22 protein-coding genes are annotated in these 18,610 nt (G+C 67.0%); 13 read left to right on the top strand and 9 right to left on the bottom strand.

All coding sequences use genetic code 11. The features are described 5' to 3' along the window. A partial coding sequence (locus IZR01_RS10415) for an RHS repeat-associated core domain-containing protein (RefSeq protein WP_228559150.1) occupies positions 1–1,193 on the bottom strand: 1,193 nt, incomplete at its 3' end. Between IZR01_RS10415 and IZR01_RS10410 the strand changes: the two genes are divergently transcribed. From IZR01_RS10410 to IZR01_RS10400, 3 genes are all read left to right on the top strand, one after another. After that, complete coding sequence (locus IZR01_RS10410; protein WP_194923716.1) at positions 1,186–1,656, top strand: hypothetical protein; 471 nt, start codon at positions 1,186–1,188, stop codon at positions 1,654–1,656. The two genes, IZR01_RS10415 and IZR01_RS10410, sit on opposite strands and share 8 nt — an antisense overlap. A 113-nt stretch (positions 1,657–1,769) precedes the next feature. Then, positions 1,770–1,937: a hypothetical protein gene (locus IZR01_RS10405; RefSeq protein ID WP_194891954.1), complete on the top strand. Its 168-nt coding sequence runs from the start codon at positions 1,770–1,772 to the stop codon at positions 1,935–1,937. 185 nt (positions 1,938–2,122) lie between these two features. Next, positions 2,123–2,947, top strand: coding sequence for a hypothetical protein (locus tag IZR01_RS10400; protein ID WP_194923715.1), 825 nt, complete (start codon positions 2,123–2,125; stop codon positions 2,945–2,947). A 193-nt stretch (positions 2,948–3,140) separates the two neighbouring features. Here IZR01_RS10400 and IZR01_RS10395 read toward each other — a convergent pair whose 3' ends face one another. The 6 genes from IZR01_RS10395 to IZR01_RS10370 form a co-directional block, all read right to left on the bottom strand. After that, entirely contained in the window at positions 3,141–3,878 is a 738-nt protein-coding gene (locus tag IZR01_RS10395; protein ID WP_194891956.1) for a hypothetical protein, read from the bottom strand. Positions 3,879–3,900: 22 nt separating this feature from the next. Further along, positions 3,901–4,569, bottom strand: coding sequence for a pentapeptide repeat-containing protein (locus tag IZR01_RS10390; RefSeq protein ID WP_194891957.1), 669 nt, complete (start codon positions 4,567–4,569; stop codon positions 3,901–3,903). A gap of 85 nt (positions 4,570–4,654) precedes the next feature. After that, positions 4,655–4,822 (bottom strand): multiple cyclophane-containing RiPP AmcA, encoded by a 168-nt coding sequence (gene amcA / locus IZR01_RS10385; RefSeq protein WP_194891958.1) that lies wholly within the window; start codon positions 4,820–4,822, stop codon positions 4,655–4,657. Beyond that, positions 4,819–5,970, bottom strand: coding sequence for a cyclophane-forming radical SAM peptide maturase AmcB (gene amcB, locus IZR01_RS10380; protein WP_194891959.1), 1,152 nt, complete (start codon positions 5,968–5,970; stop codon positions 4,819–4,821). The genes amcA and amcB overlap by 4 nt, the downstream gene beginning before the upstream one ends. Beyond that, positions 5,967–6,446 (bottom strand): ATP-binding protein, encoded by a 480-nt coding sequence (locus IZR01_RS10375; RefSeq protein ID WP_194891960.1) that lies wholly within the window; start codon positions 6,444–6,446, stop codon positions 5,967–5,969. The genes amcB and IZR01_RS10375 overlap by 4 nt, the downstream gene beginning before the upstream one ends. Beyond that, entirely contained in the window at positions 6,443–6,754 is a 312-nt protein-coding gene (locus IZR01_RS10370; protein WP_194891961.1) for a hypothetical protein, read from the bottom strand. Before IZR01_RS10370 ends, IZR01_RS10375 begins: the two co-directional genes overlap by 4 nt. Before the next feature lie 202 nt (positions 6,755–6,956). On the opposite strand from IZR01_RS10370, the gene IZR01_RS10365 reads away from it, so the two are divergent. The 3 genes from IZR01_RS10365 to IZR01_RS10355 all read left to right on the top strand — a co-directional run bounded on the left by IZR01_RS10365 (position 6,957) and on the right by IZR01_RS10355 (position 9,813). After that, entirely contained in the window at positions 6,957–8,264 is a 1,308-nt protein-coding gene (locus IZR01_RS10365) for a helix-turn-helix domain-containing protein (RefSeq protein WP_194891962.1), read from the top strand. After that, entirely contained in the window at positions 8,254–8,613 is a 360-nt protein-coding gene (locus tag IZR01_RS10360) for a hypothetical protein (RefSeq protein ID WP_194891963.1), read from the top strand. The genes IZR01_RS10365 and IZR01_RS10360 overlap by 11 nt, the downstream gene beginning before the upstream one ends. A gap of 282 nt (positions 8,614–8,895) precedes the next feature. After that, positions 8,896–9,813, top strand: a complete 918-nt coding sequence (locus tag IZR01_RS10355) for a serine hydrolase domain-containing protein (RefSeq protein ID WP_194891964.1) — start codon at positions 8,896–8,898, stop codon at positions 9,811–9,813. A gap of 217 nt (positions 9,814–10,030) precedes the next feature. On the opposite strand, the gene IZR01_RS53115 is transcribed toward IZR01_RS10355, so the two are convergent. Together IZR01_RS53115 and IZR01_RS10345 are read right to left on the bottom strand one after the other, a co-directional pair. Next, complete coding sequence (locus tag IZR01_RS53115) at positions 10,031–10,420, bottom strand: ATP-binding protein (RefSeq protein ID WP_323746119.1); 390 nt, start codon at positions 10,418–10,420, stop codon at positions 10,031–10,033. 269 nt (positions 10,421–10,689) lie between these two features. Continuing rightward, a complete protein-coding gene (locus IZR01_RS10345; RefSeq protein WP_194891966.1) occupies positions 10,690–11,481 on the bottom strand; it encodes a MarR family transcriptional regulator in 792 nt (263 codons plus the stop codon). 360 nt (positions 11,482–11,841) lie between these two features. On the opposite strand from IZR01_RS10345, the gene IZR01_RS10340 reads away from it, so the two are divergent. From IZR01_RS10340 to IZR01_RS10310, 7 genes are all read left to right on the top strand, one after another. Next, positions 11,842–12,252 (top strand): prepilin peptidase, encoded by a 411-nt coding sequence (locus IZR01_RS10340; protein ID WP_194923714.1) that lies wholly within the window; start codon positions 11,842–11,844, stop codon positions 12,250–12,252. Positions 12,253–12,550: 298 nt separating this feature from the next. Next, the gene (locus IZR01_RS10335) at positions 12,551–13,093 is read left to right on the top strand and encodes a hypothetical protein (protein ID WP_194891968.1); all 543 of its coding nucleotides are present in this window, start codon (positions 12,551–12,553) and stop codon (positions 13,091–13,093) included. Positions 13,094–14,075: 982 nt separating this feature from the next. Continuing rightward, positions 14,076–14,720, top strand: a complete 645-nt coding sequence (locus IZR01_RS10330; RefSeq protein WP_194923713.1) for an SAF domain-containing protein — start codon at positions 14,076–14,078, stop codon at positions 14,718–14,720. Continuing rightward, on the top strand, positions 14,720–15,493 hold the full coding sequence (locus tag IZR01_RS10325; RefSeq protein ID WP_194891970.1) for a hypothetical protein: 774 nt from the start codon (positions 14,720–14,722) through the stop codon (positions 15,491–15,493). The genes IZR01_RS10330 and IZR01_RS10325 overlap by 1 nt, the downstream gene beginning before the upstream one ends. Continuing rightward, the gene (locus IZR01_RS10320; RefSeq protein WP_194891971.1) at positions 15,490–16,827 is read left to right on the top strand and encodes a TadA family conjugal transfer-associated ATPase; all 1,338 of its coding nucleotides are present in this window, start codon (positions 15,490–15,492) and stop codon (positions 16,825–16,827) included. The genes IZR01_RS10325 and IZR01_RS10320 overlap by 4 nt, the downstream gene beginning before the upstream one ends. Further along, positions 16,824–17,714, top strand: a complete 891-nt coding sequence (locus IZR01_RS10315) for a type II secretion system F family protein (RefSeq protein ID WP_194891972.1) — start codon at positions 16,824–16,826, stop codon at positions 17,712–17,714. The genes IZR01_RS10320 and IZR01_RS10315 overlap by 4 nt, the downstream gene beginning before the upstream one ends. After that, the gene (locus tag IZR01_RS10310; RefSeq protein WP_194923712.1) at positions 17,711–18,595 is read left to right on the top strand and encodes a hypothetical protein; all 885 of its coding nucleotides are present in this window, start codon (positions 17,711–17,713) and stop codon (positions 18,593–18,595) included. The genes IZR01_RS10315 and IZR01_RS10310 overlap by 4 nt, the downstream gene beginning before the upstream one ends. The last annotated feature ends 15 nt before the right edge of the window (positions 18,596–18,610 follow it).

Here is an 18,610-nt window from a genome sequence, read left to right as displayed (position 1 = left end):
CCGCCACCGCCACCGCCACCACTGGCCTCGCCGCCTCCACCTCCGCCGGAGTAGCCGGGTTCGGGTTCTCCGGCGCCACCGCAGTTGTGAACGAGGGTGGGGATGTCGCCTGCTTCGACGAAGTAGGTGTGGAGTCCGTCGATGGTGAGGTTGTAGGTGCGGACCGACTGAGTGAAGTTGCTGACCGCCAGCACGACCGCAGTGCCGTCCGGGGTTTGCAGCACGTCGCCGGGCTTGAGATCGCCGGCGGGCACCCAGGCCTTGGCGGTGAGGTCGTAGAAGATGTGGTGTGAGGTTCCGGTGAGCTTCCCAACGGACTTGCCCGACTTGATCGTCAGGGTGGTGAAGTCCCGGTCTGTGTCAGTGATGTGCAGGGCCGTGACGGTGTGGGTCTGGGTACCCTTGCCACCGGGTACCGCAGAGGCGAGCTTGTCCCCGACCTTCACCTGGCTGATCGGCTTCGACGTACCGTCGCCCATCAGGACCTTCGTGGTGCCGACGAAGCTGTTGGCTTGGTCGCAGCCCTCGAGGCCAGAGGGGTCGGTTTGGTTGACGGGGTCCGCGCCTGCGTAGGTGTAGCCGTTGATCGTGTTCGGCTGGTTGAGTTGGAGAAGCGGGTCGTCGCTGATGAAGCGGCCGACAGTGGGGTCGTATTTGCGAGCCCCGACGTCCACTAGGCCGGTATCGACGTCGGCGCTGTCGCCGAGAAAGGTGTGGTCGTCAGCGAAGGAGCCGAATACACCTGGCTGTCCAGTGCCGCGGGGAGTGTTGAAGGGGGTGTAGTCGCGGCGGGCGGTCAGGGCTTGGTCGGCGCTGCTGGGTGAGGCGTCGACTGTGGTCTGCGCGGTGCCCTGCGGGTCACCAGCCTCGTAGCTGATCTTCGGGGCTGCGCCGCCGGTCTCGGTGATGGTCGGCGCGCCGTCGTAGCTGAAGCGTCGCTGGCCGGTGATCTGGTTGCTGGACAGATTCAGGTGCAGTTCGGTGACACCAAGGTACAGCGTGGTCGTGGTGGTGTCGCGCCGGATGAGTTGGTTGCCGTCGGCGTCGTTCACGAAGCCCGCCGCGGCACCGGAATGGTCGATGTCGCTGGCCAGGACGCCCTCGGGATCCCAGGTCAGATTCTGCGCGGGCTTGCCGGCCAGGGCGCGGCCGATGGTGTTTCCGGCCGCGTCGTACTGGCGGACGGTGCCCATCGACGTCGATGCCTGGGCCCAGCTATACGGCATGAACGGCGATCCGACAGCACCGATCCAGGTCGGTCCACTTTTCGACCCCGACCACGCCGCCACCGCAGACCTTCGTAGACCGCTGATCCTCATCACCCTCACCCGCGACGACGGAGACGAGTTCCAGCTCATCGCCGACGGGTGTCATCGGCTCTACCGCGGCTACACCGAAGGACGAGACAGACTCCCCGCCTGGATCCTCACCGCGGCCGAGACCCGATGCCATCACCGTCACGCGCCCCTGCCCGAAGGAACGCCCTACACCGTGATGGGCACCATCGCCGCAGACGACGATCCGGCCGCCTCAATCGCCACAACCCGCGCCGCTGCCAAACCGGATAGCCCGCACCCCGACGGCTGGCTCTGCCGTGTCGACGGTGTCACCGGGGGCACGCCGAAGCCCAGCGCCCTCGCTGTCGCGCCGTCATGAGACAGCGTCCGCGTTTCGCCGCCCGGGCGACCACCGCCTGGCCCGGCGTCATCCGTTGGGCGGCCCACCTGAGGTGGGCCGCCCAACGGCGCGTAGCCCGGAGCCGGTCAGACGTGGCTGTCGTCGACTCCACGCCAGCCGATTCCCGGACGAAGGCGGCCGCCGACCAACCCGGCCCGGATCTTCCGCTGCTGGCCAGCCTCGTGCTCAGCGGTCTGGTCGACCCGGCCGACGCACTCCTCATCGCCCTCATCGAGACCGACCAGCGCCGCTCTCGCTGAGCGCCCGCCCGCTCACATCCGGCCAAAGCACTCCACGTCGCGCGACCTCCCGCCCATTAGAGGAGGCCGCGTGATTCGTCATGCCTGCGTCGCTTCGCCCACCGGAGGAGTACATGCTCGGCAATCCAGCGGTTCCGGACCCCACCTCGACCACACCGCAGTCTGCGGCCACAACGCCTGTCCCGGTGCCCGTACCGACATCGGCGATCCGTGTCGCGCGAGTCGGCGGCACCATCGCCGAGTTCTCGGCCGCCGCGATCAGTGCCCACACGCTGTACCACCTCGGCTGCCAGCTCGACCTCAGGCCGTGGGCGGCCTGGCTCCTGCCGGCCGCGCTCGACATCTATGCCTTCACCGCTCTCGCTGTCGGCTACAACCTGCCTTCAGAGCACCCCGGCCAGCGCATCGTCCTCCGGAACGCGCGACTGGCCTTCGCGTTCACGCTCGGATGCAACGCGCTCGACCACTTTCTGCAGAAGGCCGGACGGCTGGTCGACCCGACCGTCCGCGATCTGCTCCTGGTCACGGTGGCGACTCTTCCCCCGCTTGTGGTCGAGCGTCTGCTGAACTTGCAGAGCGTGCTGATCGCGCATCGGTCCGCACCTGCCGTCCACGACCACGAAGCTGCGGACCAGGGCAACCTGGCCCACCAAGAGGGTACGGACCGTCCAGAGATCGACGGCCGACCACGAGCGGACCGATCGGAGGAAGCTGCCGGCCGCGTAGGCCGTCGCCGCCCGGACTGGACGAGCGAAGGCGCACCAGTATTCGCTGACCTCTCGGCGCGCCTCGGCCGCCGTCCTTCGGCCCGCGAGTTCCAGCAGGGTCTGGCCGTCCAGACCAGGACCTTGATTGCCAAGGGACGCATGGAGGCCGGCACCCGGCCGCCGTCGATCACCACGACCAAACGCGTTCGCTCCGCACTGGAAGCCACGGCGCCACCGAACGTCGGCCCGCGCTCCGACAACGACCCCGACACGACTGGCCCGGTCCTCAACGCGGGTGCGTGAGAGAAGACCTGCCCGATGGTGATTTCAATCGGAGCCGATGGAAGGACTGTACGCCGTCGGTGATCGTAGAGCCTTCCTGGCCGAATACCTGCGCATCTTCGATCCCGGCGGCGAGGCCGGATCAGGTCCCGAGGAGCCATGGTCTCTGCGATCGACACGGAGCGGCCAAACCCCTTTGCGCGGCGTCCGGTGCTCAGATGAGGGAGCGCAATGTCCCGAGCGGCCAGTGCCCGAGCCAAAACGCAATGCGTGAAGGCGCTAATGCGGTCAAGGTCGAGCCGTCATGCGGGACAAGTTCGGTGGGCACGATATAGGCATCTCCGAGATCCAGCCGGATCCGCAGCAGGCGCAGCGACCGTCCGGCGGCGACGTGGCGTCGGATGTCGTTGGTGTGCGGGTAGTACCGGGGATCGACGGCGTGGCCGGCGCAGATGTCGAAGATGTCCAGGGTACCGACGAGCAGGTGGCGGATGCCTGGTCCGAGGTTGAGGCCGACGCGGCGGCGGCTGGCGGTGCGCTCGGCGAGGTTCCGCTTGTCGTGGTTGTCCAGGTGGATGCCCAGGCGCAGGCCGACGGCCCGGTCGGTGGTGGTCGTGACCTGGCCGGGCCGTTCATCGACCGCTGCGAGGAAGTCGGCATCGTAGCGGCCGGCGAACGGGTCGAAGGCGTTGAGGTGCTCGACCAGGGGTCGTTCCGTCGCTGCGGTCAACTTCGCGGCCAGGACGCGTACCAACTCGATCACCTCGGCCGGGTCCTCACCGTCCTCGGCGCGAAGCTGCTCGGCTTCTGCCAGGCTCAGCGCTCGCCAGCTGTCGGTTGGGACGACGGCCCCGTCCTCGACGCCGTCCTGGCCGGCGGCGAGGCGGCCATCAGCGACTTCGCAGCGTTCGACCAGAGCGTTCGGGTCGGCGAAGGCGATGCGAATACCCACGGCGGTTCCCCCTTGTGGATCATCAGTCGTCAGGAAGACTCAGTTCCAGGTCACCGACCAGTGCGAGACCCAGCTGCATAGTCTGCGAGGGTTCGATGACAGCCTGCTTTAGCGAGGCAATGCCGCGGATACCGGACAGATCGTTACCACGCAGGTCCAGGCCCTTGGCCGTGGTCCGCTCGAAGCTGGTCAGGTCCATACGGCAGTGGTCGAACGCGGCCTTGGACAGATCGCAGCCGGCGAACCGAGCCTCTTCCAACGAGCAGTCCCGAAAGATCACCGCGCCCTTGGTGGTGACGTCCTGGAAGGACGCGTAGTCGAGCTTGCAACGTTCGAAGATCACGTCTTCGAAGACGAGTCCGTCGAACTGCCCGGAGAGGATCTTGCAGTTGGCGAAGCGGACGCGTGACCACTTGCCGCTGTTGAAGGCGGCTCCCGACAGGTCGCAGCCGGTGAAGTCGACCGAGTCCATGCGCAACTCGGTGAACTTGGCCCGCTCAACCCGCAACGACTCGATGCGACCGGTGGTCAGACGCTGGTCGGTCACCTCCAGAGACCGCAGCTCGGCGTCGATCAGGCGGAAGTCGCTCATGGTGCCCAGGCGGTTGGCGAGCGTCTCGACCTCTTCAAGGACGGCGTCGTCGAGGTTCGGCAAGGCCGCGGTGGTGGCCCGGATCTCAAGCTGCTCCATGTCGATAAACCCTAGATGTCGGTGGTGACCGTTGTGGGTGGGACGCGCGGCCCCGCCTGGCGGACCGAGCCGCGCAGATCATGGGTCACTTCTTCTTGTCCCAGTTATCCCAGGTGGGCCGGTTGTCGAAGGCGGGAGTGTTGTTGTCCCAACTGGCGCGGTTGTCCCACTTGCCTGCTGTCGGGGCCGTGGCGTCGGCCAGGGCCAGGACGACGGGGTGGTCGGATTCGATGAGTGTTGCCAGCGGGTTCACGGTTCCTCCTTGCGGGTTGTATCGATGAGGGCGTTGACGAGCTCTTGTCGGGAGACCCGGCAGTAGTTGGTTTCAGTGGATGCGAACGTGCCGTTCTCGAAGTAGCGGTTCCCGGCCGTCGCGCCGCGACAGAAGTCGAAGAAGCCGCAGGTGGCACGGCAGGCCGCCAGGCCGTCGGTGAACTCGGCGACGTAGGGCAGCTGCCAGGCCCGGGCCAGGATCGACGACAGGTTCTGTTCCAGGATATTGCCGGCGATGAAGTCGCCGTAATGCTCGTCGCGTATCCCGGCCAGTTCTGGAGACAGCAACACGACGTCGCCGCTGAAGGCGACGGTGGGCAGTGGGTCGAAGCGGTGAGCCTCCCAGGCCGCGCGCTCCCCGGCCCGGATGGTGCGCAGGTAGCTGCCGAGGCGGTCCAGTTCTCGGACCTTGACGCTTGGGTGGGCGGAAGACCAGGCGATCGTCCTCGTCCAGAATTCCCGGGCGTCGGCCGGCCCGGGCTGGTGGCCGACGTTACTTCCTTCGAACTCTTCGATGTTGAGTCCGATCTGGGCCGCGCCCAGGCTTGCGAGGAAGTCCAGCAGGTCCTCAGCCCGGCCGATGCCGTCGGTGCCGACCACGGCGATCACCGAGAACTCGATGCCGCGCTGGCGCAGCCTGCCGATCCCGCCCATGATCCGGTCGTGCGCGGGCCGACCTGCCCGGTCGATCCGGCGGGCATCCAAGTCGGCCGGACCGTCGATGCTGACCCCGACGCTGAAGCCATAGCCCTGGAACAGGTTGCACCAGTCGTCGGTAATCAGCGTGGCGTTGGTCTGGACGGAGTGGTGGATCAGCCCGGCGGTCCGCAGCTGCTCGAACGGGGCCAGCAGCTGGGTCATCGCCTGCACGCCGACTGCCAGGGGCTCCCCGCCGTGCCAGCAGACCTCGACGATCTGCCGCTGACCAGATTCGTCCGGGCCCAGGCTGGTCAGGGACTCCGCGACCGCCCGCGCAACCGCGACCGGCATCCGGTTCCGCCATTTGCGCTGCGGCAGGTAGCAGTAGGCGGCGCAGTCCATGTTGCAGAAGGTGTCCGGCTGCATGACGACCAGCGAGGGGTGCAGAGCGATCCAGCGGGTGAAGGCAGTGACGGCAGCGGTGCTCATTGTGCGTTCTCCTCCCAGGCTGCCGCTATCGGTTCCGACAGGCTGCGCCGCCTAGTGCTCCCGGGTATCAGGACGTCCGCCCAGACCGCACGAGCGAAGGTGTCTCCCAAAACGCCCCACGCCGACGACACAGCCGCGACCAGCTCCAGGCCCCGTCCGGCCTCCGCCTCGACGTCGACTTGGTCCAGGTCTTCGGCACTCTCGATGACCAGGGCCGCACACAGGTGCGGCACGGACGAACCGCCTGCGTCATCGACACGGACCCGCCAGCGGTCCACGAACTCCGCGAGGTGCACCGTGAACTTCCCGCCCGGTTCCCCGCTGCCGCTGTGCCGGATCGCATTGCTGGCCAGCTCGGTCGCCACCAGCTCGACGAGGTCGACTCCTTCGCACTCTCCGAGCACCTTGCGGATGCACTCACGAACCTCCGCGACATACTCCGGGAGTCCGGCAAAGCTCCGCGCCCAGTACGTCACCGTCCGCCTCCGCAACCGGCACGGGCGGCATGCTCCAGATCGCTCATCGCGTCTTCGATGTGCCGGCTGACGACCAAGGCGGCCGGCTCGGGAGCAATCCCGCGCTCGTGCATCGCCAGACAGAGCAGCGCGGCCCTCAGACCCTTGAGGTGCCCTCCCCACGCGAAACGCTCTTCGTCACTCTTCGGGGACAGACCCTCTGGATCTGTTCCTATGACTGCGGCCAGGTGTACCAACGCGCCGTAGCCATCCGTGTAGCCCTCTTCCGTGACCCGGTTGAGTGTCGCCGCCTTCACACGCTGGACCATGAGCAACCATCCGTGATCGTGATGTCCGAAACTTGACCGACCGCCGCCGACGCAGGGCCGGACCATCAACGACTCAGCCGGCTCGAACTGCCTGGCGGAGCCCGTTGAAGTCGCAACCATGGACCAAGTTCACCTCTGGAACATGCCGGTGGACAGGCCAGATCACAGACCAAATGGATACTCGACCTCTTACACTCGGGGTATGCGACCGACTACGCGGAACGACCTGCTTGAAGCAGCTCGCGCCGCTACCGGTTGGACCCAGGAGGACGTGGCCGCGCGGGTACGCGCGATCATTGAGGCGGAGACCGGCGAAGTCCGACACGGCTTCGATCAGCGAAAGGTGTCACGCCTGGAACGGGGTGAGACCCGATGGCCGGCAAGAGACGAGCGGGCGGCGCTGCGGACGCTGTACGGCGTAGCGGAGGACCGAGATCTTGGGTTCTATTACCGCGCACCCGACTCAGTCGAAGCATTACCTGCCACCATGGACGATGTGAACCGCAGGGAGCTGTTGCGTCTAGGAACGCTGGTCGGTGCGGCTGCCATCAGACAGGACGCCGCCACTGCTCTTGGTGCCGATCCCCGGAATGCGCTGCAACGCCCGACCGGGGACATGAACGAGTGGCAGAGCACCGGCACTGAACTGTGGACCATGTACGCGTCAGCGCCGTCGAAGGCCACGGTCTTGCCCGCGGTCCGTGCGCATGTCGCCGAGCTCGTCGACCGGTTGAGGGCGCCGATGCCTCCAGCTCGCCGTACGCGCACGTACGAGTTGACCAGCAACGCGTTCCAACTCGCGGGAGAAATCCTCTTCGACACGAACGACTACGCCGACGCGGCAAACTGCTACGCGGTAGCCTCCAACGCTGGCCGCGAGGCAGGTCACTACGACCTGTGGGCTTGTTCCATGGTCCGCCACGCCTTCATCAGCTTGTATGAGCGACAGTTCGCGCAGGCCGAGCCGCTTCTGGCTCTCGCCTCTCAAATCGCGGCACGAGGAGACTCGTCGCTGTCCACCCGCCAATGGGCGGGGTCTGTCCATGCGCAGGCCCTCGCCGGGCTCGGCGACGCCACGGGATGCCTCCGAGCCCTCGACCTCGCAGAATCCGTCACCGACCTCCGCGGGGACATCCACAACGGTGGATGGCTGCGGTTCGACGGCTCCCGCCTCGCCGAGGAACGCGGGGCCTGCCTGGTCGAGTTGGGCAAGCCGATCGAGGCCGAGAAGGCGCTGACAATCGCCCTCCGGCAAGGCCTCTCCGACCGGCGGCGAGTCGGCGTTCTCGTGGACATGGCAAAGGTCGGTGCACAGCTCCACGACCCGGAGCGTGTGGCCAGCTACGCATCGGCAGCGCTCGATGTAGCGCAACGCTCGCAGTCCGGAGTGAACGTGCAACGCTTGCATTCCCTCAAGCCTTACCTGAAGCAGGTTCCGTCGACCGCCGAGGTGAAGACGGTCCGGTTTAGGATCGACGAACTCAAACGGAAGGAAGCGCATGAGCGTTGACGGTGGCCCGATCTTCCGCGCGGCGTGGATCGCCGGCGTGCACAAGTACTACGAGGGAGAACCGAAGCCCGGATACATCGCGCCGTGGGAGCAGACCCCCGAGTGGGAACGCGCCAGCGCAGCGGCTGTCTTCACCCAGGTTCGCGACTTCATCACCGCCTCCGCAGGCAGCACCTCGAAGCTCACGCGTGAGCAGCGGGGGCGGTTCGTCGCCACATGCTGGGTCGCCCAGATCTACAAGCACATCCCGGACCCGAAGCCCGGGTATGTCGCGGACTGGCCAGAGATGCCAGAGTGGCAGCAGGAGACTGACTCCGACATCTTCGACGCGATCGAGCAGGCCATCTAGAGCCTGTCCGGTCGATCCCGTGTCGGTAGCGTTCCGGTGTGGCCAGGACCGATGTGCAGGGCCACGGAGTGTTCCCTGGATGTCTGATTGATCATGGGATGCCGGGGAGCGCGAGGACGCTGATCGAGTCGAGGTGGGCTCGGCGACCGGCTTCGTCGCTCCAGGCCCCCAGTCACAACAGCCTCAAACCCGGTCAAGCACGGAACGCTCCGGGGCCCTGGAGCCATAGTGACGCGGCGCAGACAGCCGCGAATGTCAGACCCCGCTATTAGCCTCCCCGCCATGCGAGAACTCATTGACGCCCTGGTCCGGTCCGCCGAACGAGAGGGCATGGAGCTCTACGGAGTGCACATCTACCGCCGCGGTGCCGAGCCGGTCGAACGCAGGCTCCGCTCGGACGACCGAGTCGACGTGTGGTCGGTCTCGAAGACCTTTACGTCCGTAGCGCTTGGTATCGCCGAAGCCGAAGGCCGCCTCGCCCTGGACGACCCCGCCCTCAAGTACTACCCCGAGCTAGCCGGCTCTGCCGCGCCCCGCCTGGACCAGGTCACGCTCCGGCACTTACTCATGATGACGTCCGGCAGCCCGTACTCCTGGTCCGCCGACGACCCCGTCGTGGTCCCGGACCTAGCCGTTGACTTCTTCGCGACCCCGCTGGCGCACGAGCCCGGCACGTATTTCAGGTACACCGGCATCGGCCCGTACGTCGCGGCCCGTGCCCTGCGCGCCGCGACCGGCGCCAACATCCGCGACTACCTGCTACCCCGCCTCTTCACCCCGCTGGCCATCCACAACCCCCAGTGGCACACCTGCCCCCTCGGCCATCCGGTAGCGGAGAGCGCCCTCTACCTGCGGACGTCCGAACTGGCCCGCTTCGGCCGCCTCCTGCTCGACGAGGGCCGCCACGAAGGCCGCCAGCTGGTCCCCGCCGAATACTGCGCACGAATCGCGACTGAAACCGTCCCGACCGTGAAGGACCCAACAGACGATGGCTTCCGACTCTCGGACAGTTACGGCCTCGGCGTCTGGTGCACCCCCGGGGAAAAGACGTACAAAATGGCAGGCCTGTACGGCCAGCTCTGCATAATCTCCCCGGATAAGGAAGCGGTGATAACCGTAACCGCCCACGTGGAAGGGGGTGGCTCCCAGCGAACCTCTATAACAGCCCTAATAGACGAAGAGATCGTAGCCCGCCTATAAAGGCAAGCGTTCCTCGGATGAAAGAGAATGGCGGCTCGCAGCCCATGGAGCGGTCGTGGCCACCCTCCAGATCGCGCGTAGCGCGCTTGGCCAGTCGGAGGGGCATCGGTTCGCGGTAGTTTGGCTCGCGCCTGGCGACGAAGTGCCTAGTGCCATCGCGCTGAGCAGACCGCGCGACCAAAGTCGGCACTCCAGTCTTCGCGAAGCGTCAACGCAGTCACGCGGCACCGCGCGGAACGACGGCCACGACAGTCTTGCCTCCGCCGGGCACGGTGAACACCACCGGTGGCGCGCCGCACAGCGCCGCGACGATCGCCAGTCCGCGGCCCGACTCGGAGAGCGCGCCTTCTACACGGGGACGCAGGTCGCTCTCCGACGATGGGTCCCACACCTCCACAGAGATCAGGTCTGCGTACAGCTTCAGGACCAGACGGCAGACTACTGGCGGCCCACTGGGCACGGCGTGCCGGATCGCGTTGACTACGAGCTCGGAGACCACCAGGCAGCAGTCATCGGCAAGCTCCGACAGCCCCCATCGGGCCAGGACGTCCGCTGTGTGCCGCCGGGCCCATCCAGCGGCTGTCGGCGTAGTTGCGAACTCCTGCACGCACCCCGATATCGGTCGTCCGGCGCTTGGAGTCCGGGGACCGGGCAGTCGCGGTGGTCCCGGACGCTGCGCAGGAACTGGAGCTTTCGGTGTCGGCGCCGGGACCGGGCCAACCGGTGGCTTAGCCGTCCGAGCTACCGGAATCGGCGGTGGATCAGAACGCGAGCATGGCACGACGTGGCCTTTCTGAATCTGCCAGACGGACGGACTATGAAGTACGGCGGCCGCACTTCGAGCCGGGGACCAGTCTCGGGAGGACGGTGCCCCCGTCATGCCGGCTTGGACGCCTCAACCACGGCGTGGCGGTAGCGCTTGGGCTTGTCACTGGTGCGCACGGCGGCCCCGGACGCGACCATCTTCTCCAGCACGTTGTGGATAGCCCCCGCGCTGCGACCGTCCAGCAGGTGGCTGAGCATCGTGGGGGTGTACTCAATGTCCGGATGTGCTTCCAGTACAGGGGCGACCATTGCGGCCAGTTCGCCGGATGCCAGGCGCCTGCCACGTCCGTCAGGGGCAGGTTCGCCGGGCTCAGACGCCACGACCACCCCGACTTCTGCTACTGCGGCAGAATCGACCGGCGGCGCAGCTGCGGTTTCAGACTCTGGCTCACCATCGCTCGTGGCGTCAGCGTCGCCTGCAGAGCTGACCGGCGACACGGAGCATTCAGGGGCGTCGTCTGGAACGTGCACGAAAGCGTCAGCTACACCTTCGCCTGGTTCGCCAGGCGCGTCGCCGCGATCCAGGCCACGCGGCTCCGAACTAGCCGTGAACAGCAGGGCGCCCAGAGCCGGTCCGGGCGACCACAAGTCAGCGTCTCGGACGCCGTCCTCCTCCCGCACTGTGCGGATCGCAGCGTTAGTACGCTCAAGCAACGTGAGGGCCTTGGCTACTGAAGACTTGCTCACGTCGACGAGCGCGGTGACTTCAATCACCGTCGCGTCGTGGACCTCAGCCAGCGCACCAGCGACACGACGCTGGGCGGCGGTCAAGGACAGCTCCGGCACTAAAGATGTACGCATGGGGTTCGGCTCACGGTCAGGGGTGTTCACGGTGCTGGGCACGTAAGGCTCCACTCGGTCAGTGCGCTTGGACACACCTATCGACGCTCGAATCGCACCGGATGAAAAGAGCCGTGAGCATCTAGAGCCCGAAATCGACCGTCAATAGTGACAGGGCCTTGACTGGGTCTCGATAGTCGAGCGAAGCTCGACGGTTTCGACCGACACCCCCCGGGCCGGGTGGTTCCAGTGTTCCGACACGGCCAGCGTCACGGGTCTCAGGGACCGTCCCGGCATACGCTGGTCGCGTCCGTTGAGGTGCGAAGCCAGCGGCCGCGCTCTAGTCCCGCTCACACCGGGGCGATCGTCCACGGGAGTTCCAGTGCCGTGCAACTCGCTCGAAACCAGTACCGCGTTCCACCCATGACCGCGACGCACGCGGATCTCGCCGCACCGCGGCCGATTCGCATGACCACCTGGGCATGGATCGCCACCGGAGTGATCGCCGCAACGGCATCGATCGTGTGCGCGATGCGCATCTATCCCGACCCGGCAATGCCCGCCTGCTGCTACTTCGCTGCCGTAGGCACAGTGCTGTCAGCGATCGACGTCGCCGTCATGCGCCTCCCGGACTTCCTGACCCTCCCGTCGTATCCAGCACTGCTCCTAGCGTTGGCGTGGGCTTCATCGACCGCCGACGACACGCAACCGCTGTTTCGAGGAGTCGAAGCCGCGGTCGTCGTGCTGGCGGCATTCGCCGTCCAACACCTGACGATCGGTGTCGGTCTGGGCGACGTGAAGCTCGCTGGCCTGATCGGGCTGCTGCTCGGCTAGTTCGGCTGGACCGTGCTATTCCAGGGCCTGTTCGTCGGATGCACTATCGGAGCGCTCTGGGCCGCCGCTCTCCGCCTGCGAGGAAGCCGAGACGGTTATGTCCCGCTCGGCCCCGCCTTAGTAGTCGGGACTTTGGTCGCAGTACTGGCATAGCGGCGAAGTTGTGCTATTTTTCATCATTTTGAGGCAATATGAGGTTTAAGGGCTTTCCCTTGAACCCGCTCATGCGTTGAAGTGAACCGGCACGACATTCGAGGTCTGACTCCCGCAACGCGGGAGCGCACGAAGGAGCACGGGGTTGACGACGCGGTACGGGCATTCGTTCAAGCTGGCCGTCGGCGTCACGCTCCTCGGAGTCCTGAGTGGATGCGGGACGGCGACGGCCCACCCCCTTCCGAACGCGACCACGCCCAACGCCGATCCAGTGGCAGTTGCTCGACAGAACTCCGTCGCGGCCTACAAGGGCATGTGGGACGACATGTCGAAGGCCGGGGAAACCGCCAACTGGAACGACCCCGCACTCGGCACTCACGCCACCGACAGTGCGCTCAACATCCTGGTCAAGATCCTCAAAGCAGATGACAGCGACGGCGCGGTACTCAAGGGCGGTCCGCCGACGATGAATCCGACGGTCACCTCGATGGAGCCCTCTGTGAATCCCACAGTCGTGACCCTCAAAGACTGTCTCCAATCAGCGAAGTGGCTGATGTACCGAAAGTCCACCGGAGCGCTGTGGGATGACAAGCCCGGCGGCAACCGGGCGACAACGGCCGAGGTTGTCCAGAGCCAAGGAGTATGGAAGGTCGTCGCCTTCTCTTCCGCCGCTCTCGGCTCATGTTGAGGGCGGTGTTCACGCTCGTCGGTTGTGTTGCCCTCGTCGCAAACGCCGGTGACGCATTGGCGAGCGACTGGCTACCCAGTCCTGACACGTCAGCTCTCTGCGGCACGTCTGACGCGACACCCACGTCCGGCTACACCGCCGCAGTTCAGGGCGACTGCGACGTCTCCAGCAGTGGAAACTCTCGACCTGCGGCAAAGGCCACGACAACCGCGAGTTCAGCCCCGGAATTCGTGAGTTGCAGCTATGTGAACGCCCCGGGAACCGTCCCGAATTCGGACTTCAGCGGACCCATGTACAAGTCCTGCGAAACCTCGGCGGCGCCCGTGGACAACTCTATGGTGTCCGCGCCGCAGATGACGGTCCCGGTCCTGGTCCCAGTGCCCGCAGCGCCCCCGACTGCGGCGACGCTTGCGCGATCGGAGCTCCAGAAGCTCCACATGCCTCCTCCGGCCCTGTACCTGAGCCCGGGCTTGGACCAGCCCCAAGTCGTGAACGCTGACGCCTGGTACTGGCTGGGCCCCGCGTCCTGGGCGCCGGTCTCATCCTCGGTGTCCAGCGCCGGCCTGACGGTGACCGTCACGGCAACGCCCGCCTCGGCGACCTGGTCATCCGGCGATGGAGGGTCGGTGACGTGCGCGGGACCTGGGACACCGTACCCGGCCGGAGATCCGAATGCCCCGGCTCAGTCCCCGACCTGTGGACATTCATTCACCCGGGCCTCGGCGGGATTCCCAGACGGGACGTACCCGCTGACGGCGCAGGTGACGTGGCAGATCAGCTGGCACGCCTCGAACGGCCAGAACGGGACGTTTCCGCCGTTGACGACGTCTGCAACGGCTCAGGTCCGAGTAGTGGAAGTGCAGGCGCTGGTGACGGGAGTACGGAGTTGAGCACTACAGCTCCGAAGGACACGAAGTCGACCACGACGATTCCCGGGCAGCCTGGTTCCGGCCAGCGCTCGGTGGCTTCGTCCTCGACAAGCATGTTGCTGTCGGCCCGGCGCGTGAACGCGCCGAGGGCGGTGATCGGTGGGCTGGGTGTTGTGGTCTGCGCGATGGGGGCGGTCGCCGCCTCGCACGTTCTGGACCCGCGCACCCCCACGCTTCTGGTGACGCAGCCAGTAGCGGCTGGTCAGCTGATCACGGCTGCCGACCTCCAAGCCGTACCGGTAGCGGCCGGCAACGGAATCGACGTCATCCCAGCGGCACAGATCTCGACCGTTGTGGGTCGCCCGGCAGCGTTGCCGCTGACCGCCGGGGCGTTGTTGAACAGCGCGGACGTGGGGCCGGCAGTGTTCCCGCCGGCTGGACAGGCGGTGGCGGCGGTCGGCCTGAAGGCGGGGATGTACCCGCTGCATCTGGCTGCCGGAGACAGGGTGCAGGTCGTGTTGCCTGCGCAACCCGGTGTCCTGCCAGCTCCGACGCCCGCCCCGACAGCAGCTTCTGCGGCTTCTGCTGCCCAAGCTCAGCCGTTGGTCGCGACTGTAACGGCGGTCGGAAGGCCGGATACGCAGGGCGTGATGGTGGCGAACTTGCTGATGGACGCCGACGGTGCGGCAAGGGTCGCGGCTGCTTCGACGTCGATGTCTGGGGTCGCGGTGACGCTCCTGCCAGCTGGAGACTCCTGATGCTGATCGCTGTGGGTTCCTGGCGAGGCTCGCCAGGTGCTACAACCACGGCCCTCGCCCTGGCCGAGGCATGGCCGTCGGAGGCGAAGGCGTTCGTCGCCGAGTGTGACCCGCGCGGCGGGACGTTGGTGACTAGATTTCTGATGCCCGGTCCGCGGCGGTTGGCGGTGGTCGCGGGACATGCCCGCCGCGGTGGGGACTTGGTGCTGTTGGATCAGCACGCCGCCGCGGTTCCGAGCGGAGCCAGGGTACTGACGGGCCCCGAGGACGGCCGCCAGCTGCGCGCAGCGCTGAACGCACTTCTCGTGCCGGCCGGAGTCTTCGAGCAGGCCGCCAACGACCCGGGTACGGCGCTGATCGCCGACGTGGGCCGCATCGAGTCGGATGTGCCGGAGACGAAGTCACTACTGCTTCTGGCCGATGCGTTGGTGCTTGTGGCTCGTCCCGGTCCGGAGCAGATCCTGTCGTTGGCCGGCGCGGGCGAGCAGGCCCGCAGGCTGCATCCGGACACCGGTCTGCTGCTTGTCGGACCTGGCTATCCGGCCGAGCACGTCGCCGAACTGCTGCGGTTGCCGATCCTCGGACAGCTCCCTCTGATCCCGACGGGTGTCGCCGCCGGGTGGGAGCGCTTGGCGTGTCGTGACTCGTTCCGGAAGGCGGCAGCTCAGGCGGGACGAGCCGTCGTGGCGCGGCTTGCGGACGAGATCCCCGCTCCGCGCACGGCTTCGCGCGATGTCATGGCCGCGAACGCCTCAGGAGGTCGGGCGGTATGACAGACGTCGACTATCTCGCCGAGGCCCGGCTGGGCACGCGGATCGCGGATGTCGTCGGATTGCGGCTGTCCGATCTGTGCCAAGACGAGGAGCATGCGACCGGCACGCAAGTCAACGTGCCTCGGCGACGCGAACTGACCGAGGAACTGATCGACAAGGAACTCGCAGCGGTAGCCGGCCAGGCGCTGTCCCGCGCGGAGGCGATGCTGGAACCCGCGGCCGAGGCCCGTGTCGCGCAGTGGGTACGAGATCGGCTGTTCGGACACGGCGGCCTCGATCACTATCTGCGTGAGGAGTCGGTGGAAGGGATCGACGTCAACGGCCACGCCAACGTGTGGCTGACCTTCGCTGACGGCCGCTGCGAACGCGGCGACCGCCCGGTCGCGGCCTCGGACGAAGACCTGATCGCCCTGGTTCAAGACCTCGCGTCCAGTCGCGGTACCGACGCCCGGCGCTTCGATGTGTCCGTCCCGTCGGTGAACCTGCAGCTGCGCGACGGCTCACGGCTGTTCGCTGCCGCACACGGGATCTGCACGGTACCCACGGTGTCGATCCGCCGTCACCGGCACCAGCGGGTGACGTTGAACGACCTGCACCAACTCGGGACGGTCGACGCGGGGTTGAAGGAGTTCTTGGCCGCAGCGGTACGAGGCCGACTGAACATCCTGATCGCCGGCGGCCCGGCGGCCGGTAAGACCACGATGCTTCGTGCCCTGGCGGCCGAGATCCCGCACACGCAACGGGTGATCACTGTCGAAGACACCTACGAACTCGCGCTAGACCAGGATCCCAACCGACAAGGCAACGTCACCGTTTATCAGACCCGGGAAGCCAACACCGAGGACGTCGGCGGAATCGACATGACGTACCTCATGCGCTGCACACTGCGCGGCTCCCCGAAGCGGGTGATCGTCGGAGAGGTCCGGGGTCCGGAGATCGTCTCCATGTGCAACGCGATGAGCATGGGGATCGACGGCAGCCTCGCCACGATCCATGCCAGCACGTCGGCCGGAGTGTTCGACAAGTTGGCGACCTACGCTGCGCAGGGCCCCGAGCGTATGACGCGGGAGGCTACGAACCTGATGGTCGCCTCCGCAGTGGACCTGGTCGTGCTGTTGGCCGAGTCCCGCAACGGAACGCGGGTGGTGTCCTCGATCCGCGAGCTGACCGAGGCCGACGGGCCACAGATCATGAGCAATCAGATCTGGGCGCCTGACGCCGACCGCCGTGCCCGGTTCAGCGTCTACCCGTCCGATCACACCCGGGAGGCGCTGGAGAGCGGCGGGTTCGACGAAGCGTGGTTCACAGCCGAGGGATGGGAGCCGATGCCATGAACGTGACCCTGGTCGGCCTGCTCGGCGCGGGTTTTGGATACAGCCTGTACCTGCTGGGATCCGCCTTCTGGCGTGGGCAGCACGCAGCAACGAACCCAGCCGAGGCACCCCGGCGGCGCATCACCGTCGACTTCCGAATGCTGGCCGTTCGATGGCGACGGCTACTGATCGCCGCATCGGGCGGCGCAGCTACGGCAGCGTTCACCGGTTGGCCCGTGCTACTGGTCCTCATCCCGGCCGCGATCTGGTGCCTGCCGTCCGCGTTGGGACCGGACCATCAGTCAGCGGCATGGGCCGAGCGTGCCGAGGCATGCGCGGGGTTCGCCGAGATGCTGCGCGACACCCTTGCCGCGGCATCCGGACTTCAGCAAGCTGTTGCTTCAGCTGCGGCCGTGCCGCCGGCCGCGATCGCGGGGCCGTTGCGGGTCCTGGCTGACGACCTGCGACTCGGGGTGCGCTTGGCGCCGGCGCTGATCAAACTCGCCGACACGCTGGCGGACCCGATCGCCGACCGGATCTGCGCCACCCTGATCCACGCCTCGACCCGTCCGGCGAAGAATTTGGCTCCGGTCCTCGGGATACTCGCCGTAGATGCCCGCGAGCAGGCCCTGACCATGCGGAACATGATGGCCGAGCGGACCCGCACGCGTACCGCGGTCCGCACGATCACGGGCGTCATCGTCTCACTCCTGAGCGTCCTACTCGCTGCGGATGCCGAGTACCTGGAACCGTTCGGCACCGCGCTCGGGCAGTTGGACCTCGCGGTGGCCGGCGGGCTGTTCGCTGTCGGGTTCGCCTGGCTGCACCGCATGACCCGCCCCGTGGTGCCGCACCGGTTTCTCACCCGTCTGGATCGTGTGGCGGTCACGAGGAGGGATGCGACGTGATCACGGTGATGCTGTGCGGCGCGGGCATCGGGATCAGCTCCATGTTGGTCTGGTCCGGACTCCGCCCGCTTGCGCCCTCGCTGGCCGAGGCCCAACGCAGGATCGCTGCGAAGCCGGCCACAGTCACCGACGTACCGGCCGGAACTGGACCGCGTGGCCGGGCTACGGCCGCACGGTGGCTGAGCCGGCTTGGGCTGCCGAACCAAGCGCTGCGTGCGGACCTGGCTCTGGCCGGTATCGACGTCGAGGCGTTCGCGACTCGGAAAGTCATCAACGCGATCGTCGGGCTGCTGATGCCGATCGCTGCGCAGGTTGCCCTGGCCAGCGCGGGCATGGCAGTCCCCGCGGTGGCTGTGCTCGGCGTCGCCGTGGTGTTCGCCACCGTGTTCTTCCTGGCTCCCGACTCCGACGCTCGCCGCAAGGCACAGGACATCCGCGACCAGACCCGCGAAGCCCTGGACGTTCTCCTTTCGTTCGCCGCGACTTCCATGACGGCCGGCGACGGCGTCGAGTCAGCGCTCGAAGGTGCTGCGGCGATTGGGGACGGCGCGGCGTTCGAGTACTTCCGTTCCGCGACCGCTGCTGCCCGCACTTCGCGTCGACCTGTCTGGGCCTGCTACGCCGACCTGGCCAAACAGCTGGGCGTTCCCGAGCTGAGCGAGCTGGCCGCAACCGTGAGCCTGGCCGGCGGGCAGGGTGCCAAGATCGCCGAATCGCTGGCAGCGAAATCGGCCTCGCTGCGCGGGCGCCGGACCGCCGAACGCGCCGCAGCGAACATCTCGGCCACGGAACGCACCCACATGCCGGTGTCCGTGATGATGCTCGGCTTCCTTCTGGTGTTGGTGTTCCCCTCCCTCGACCGGTTCCTCGCCGGCTTCTAGTAAAGGATCTGATCA

The organism is Catenulispora pinisilvae (assembly GCF_015356865.1).
GTDB lineage: Bacteria > Actinomycetota > Actinomycetes > Streptomycetales > Catenulisporaceae > Catenulispora > Catenulispora pinisilvae.
Note: the sequence above shows the minus strand (reverse complement) of the source record. Positions and strands in the feature narration are given on the sequence as shown.

Coding starts and splice junctions, on each gene's coding strand:
- IZR01_RS10390 (WP_194891957.1), bottom strand. CDS start 4,569: ATGGAGCAGCTTGAGATCCGGGCCACCACCGCGGCCTTGCCGAACCTC.
- amcB (WP_194891959.1), bottom strand. CDS start 5,970: ATGAGCACCGCTGCCGTCACTGCCTTCACCCGCTGGATCGCTCTGCAC.
- IZR01_RS10370 (WP_194891961.1), bottom strand. CDS start 6,754: ATGGTCCAGCGTGTGAAGGCGGCGACACTCAACCGGGTCACGGAAGAG.
- IZR01_RS10365 (WP_194891962.1), top strand. CDS start 6,957: ATGCGACCGACTACGCGGAACGACCTGCTTGAAGCAGCTCGCGCCGCT.
- IZR01_RS10360 (WP_194891963.1), top strand. CDS start 8,254: ATGAGCGTTGACGGTGGCCCGATCTTCCGCGCGGCGTGGATCGCCGGC.
- IZR01_RS10355 (WP_194891964.1), top strand. CDS start 8,896: ATGCGAGAACTCATTGACGCCCTGGTCCGGTCCGCCGAACGAGAGGGC.
- IZR01_RS10340 (WP_194923714.1), top strand. CDS start 11,842: ATGACCGCGACGCACGCGGATCTCGCCGCACCGCGGCCGATTCGCATG.
- IZR01_RS10330 (WP_194923713.1), top strand. CDS start 14,076: ATGTTGCTGTCGGCCCGGCGCGTGAACGCGCCGAGGGCGGTGATCGGT.
- IZR01_RS10325 (WP_194891970.1), top strand. CDS start 14,720: ATGCTGATCGCTGTGGGTTCCTGGCGAGGCTCGCCAGGTGCTACAACC.
- IZR01_RS10320 (WP_194891971.1), top strand. CDS start 15,490: ATGACAGACGTCGACTATCTCGCCGAGGCCCGGCTGGGCACGCGGATC.
- IZR01_RS10315 (WP_194891972.1), top strand. CDS start 16,824: ATGAACGTGACCCTGGTCGGCCTGCTCGGCGCGGGTTTTGGATACAGC.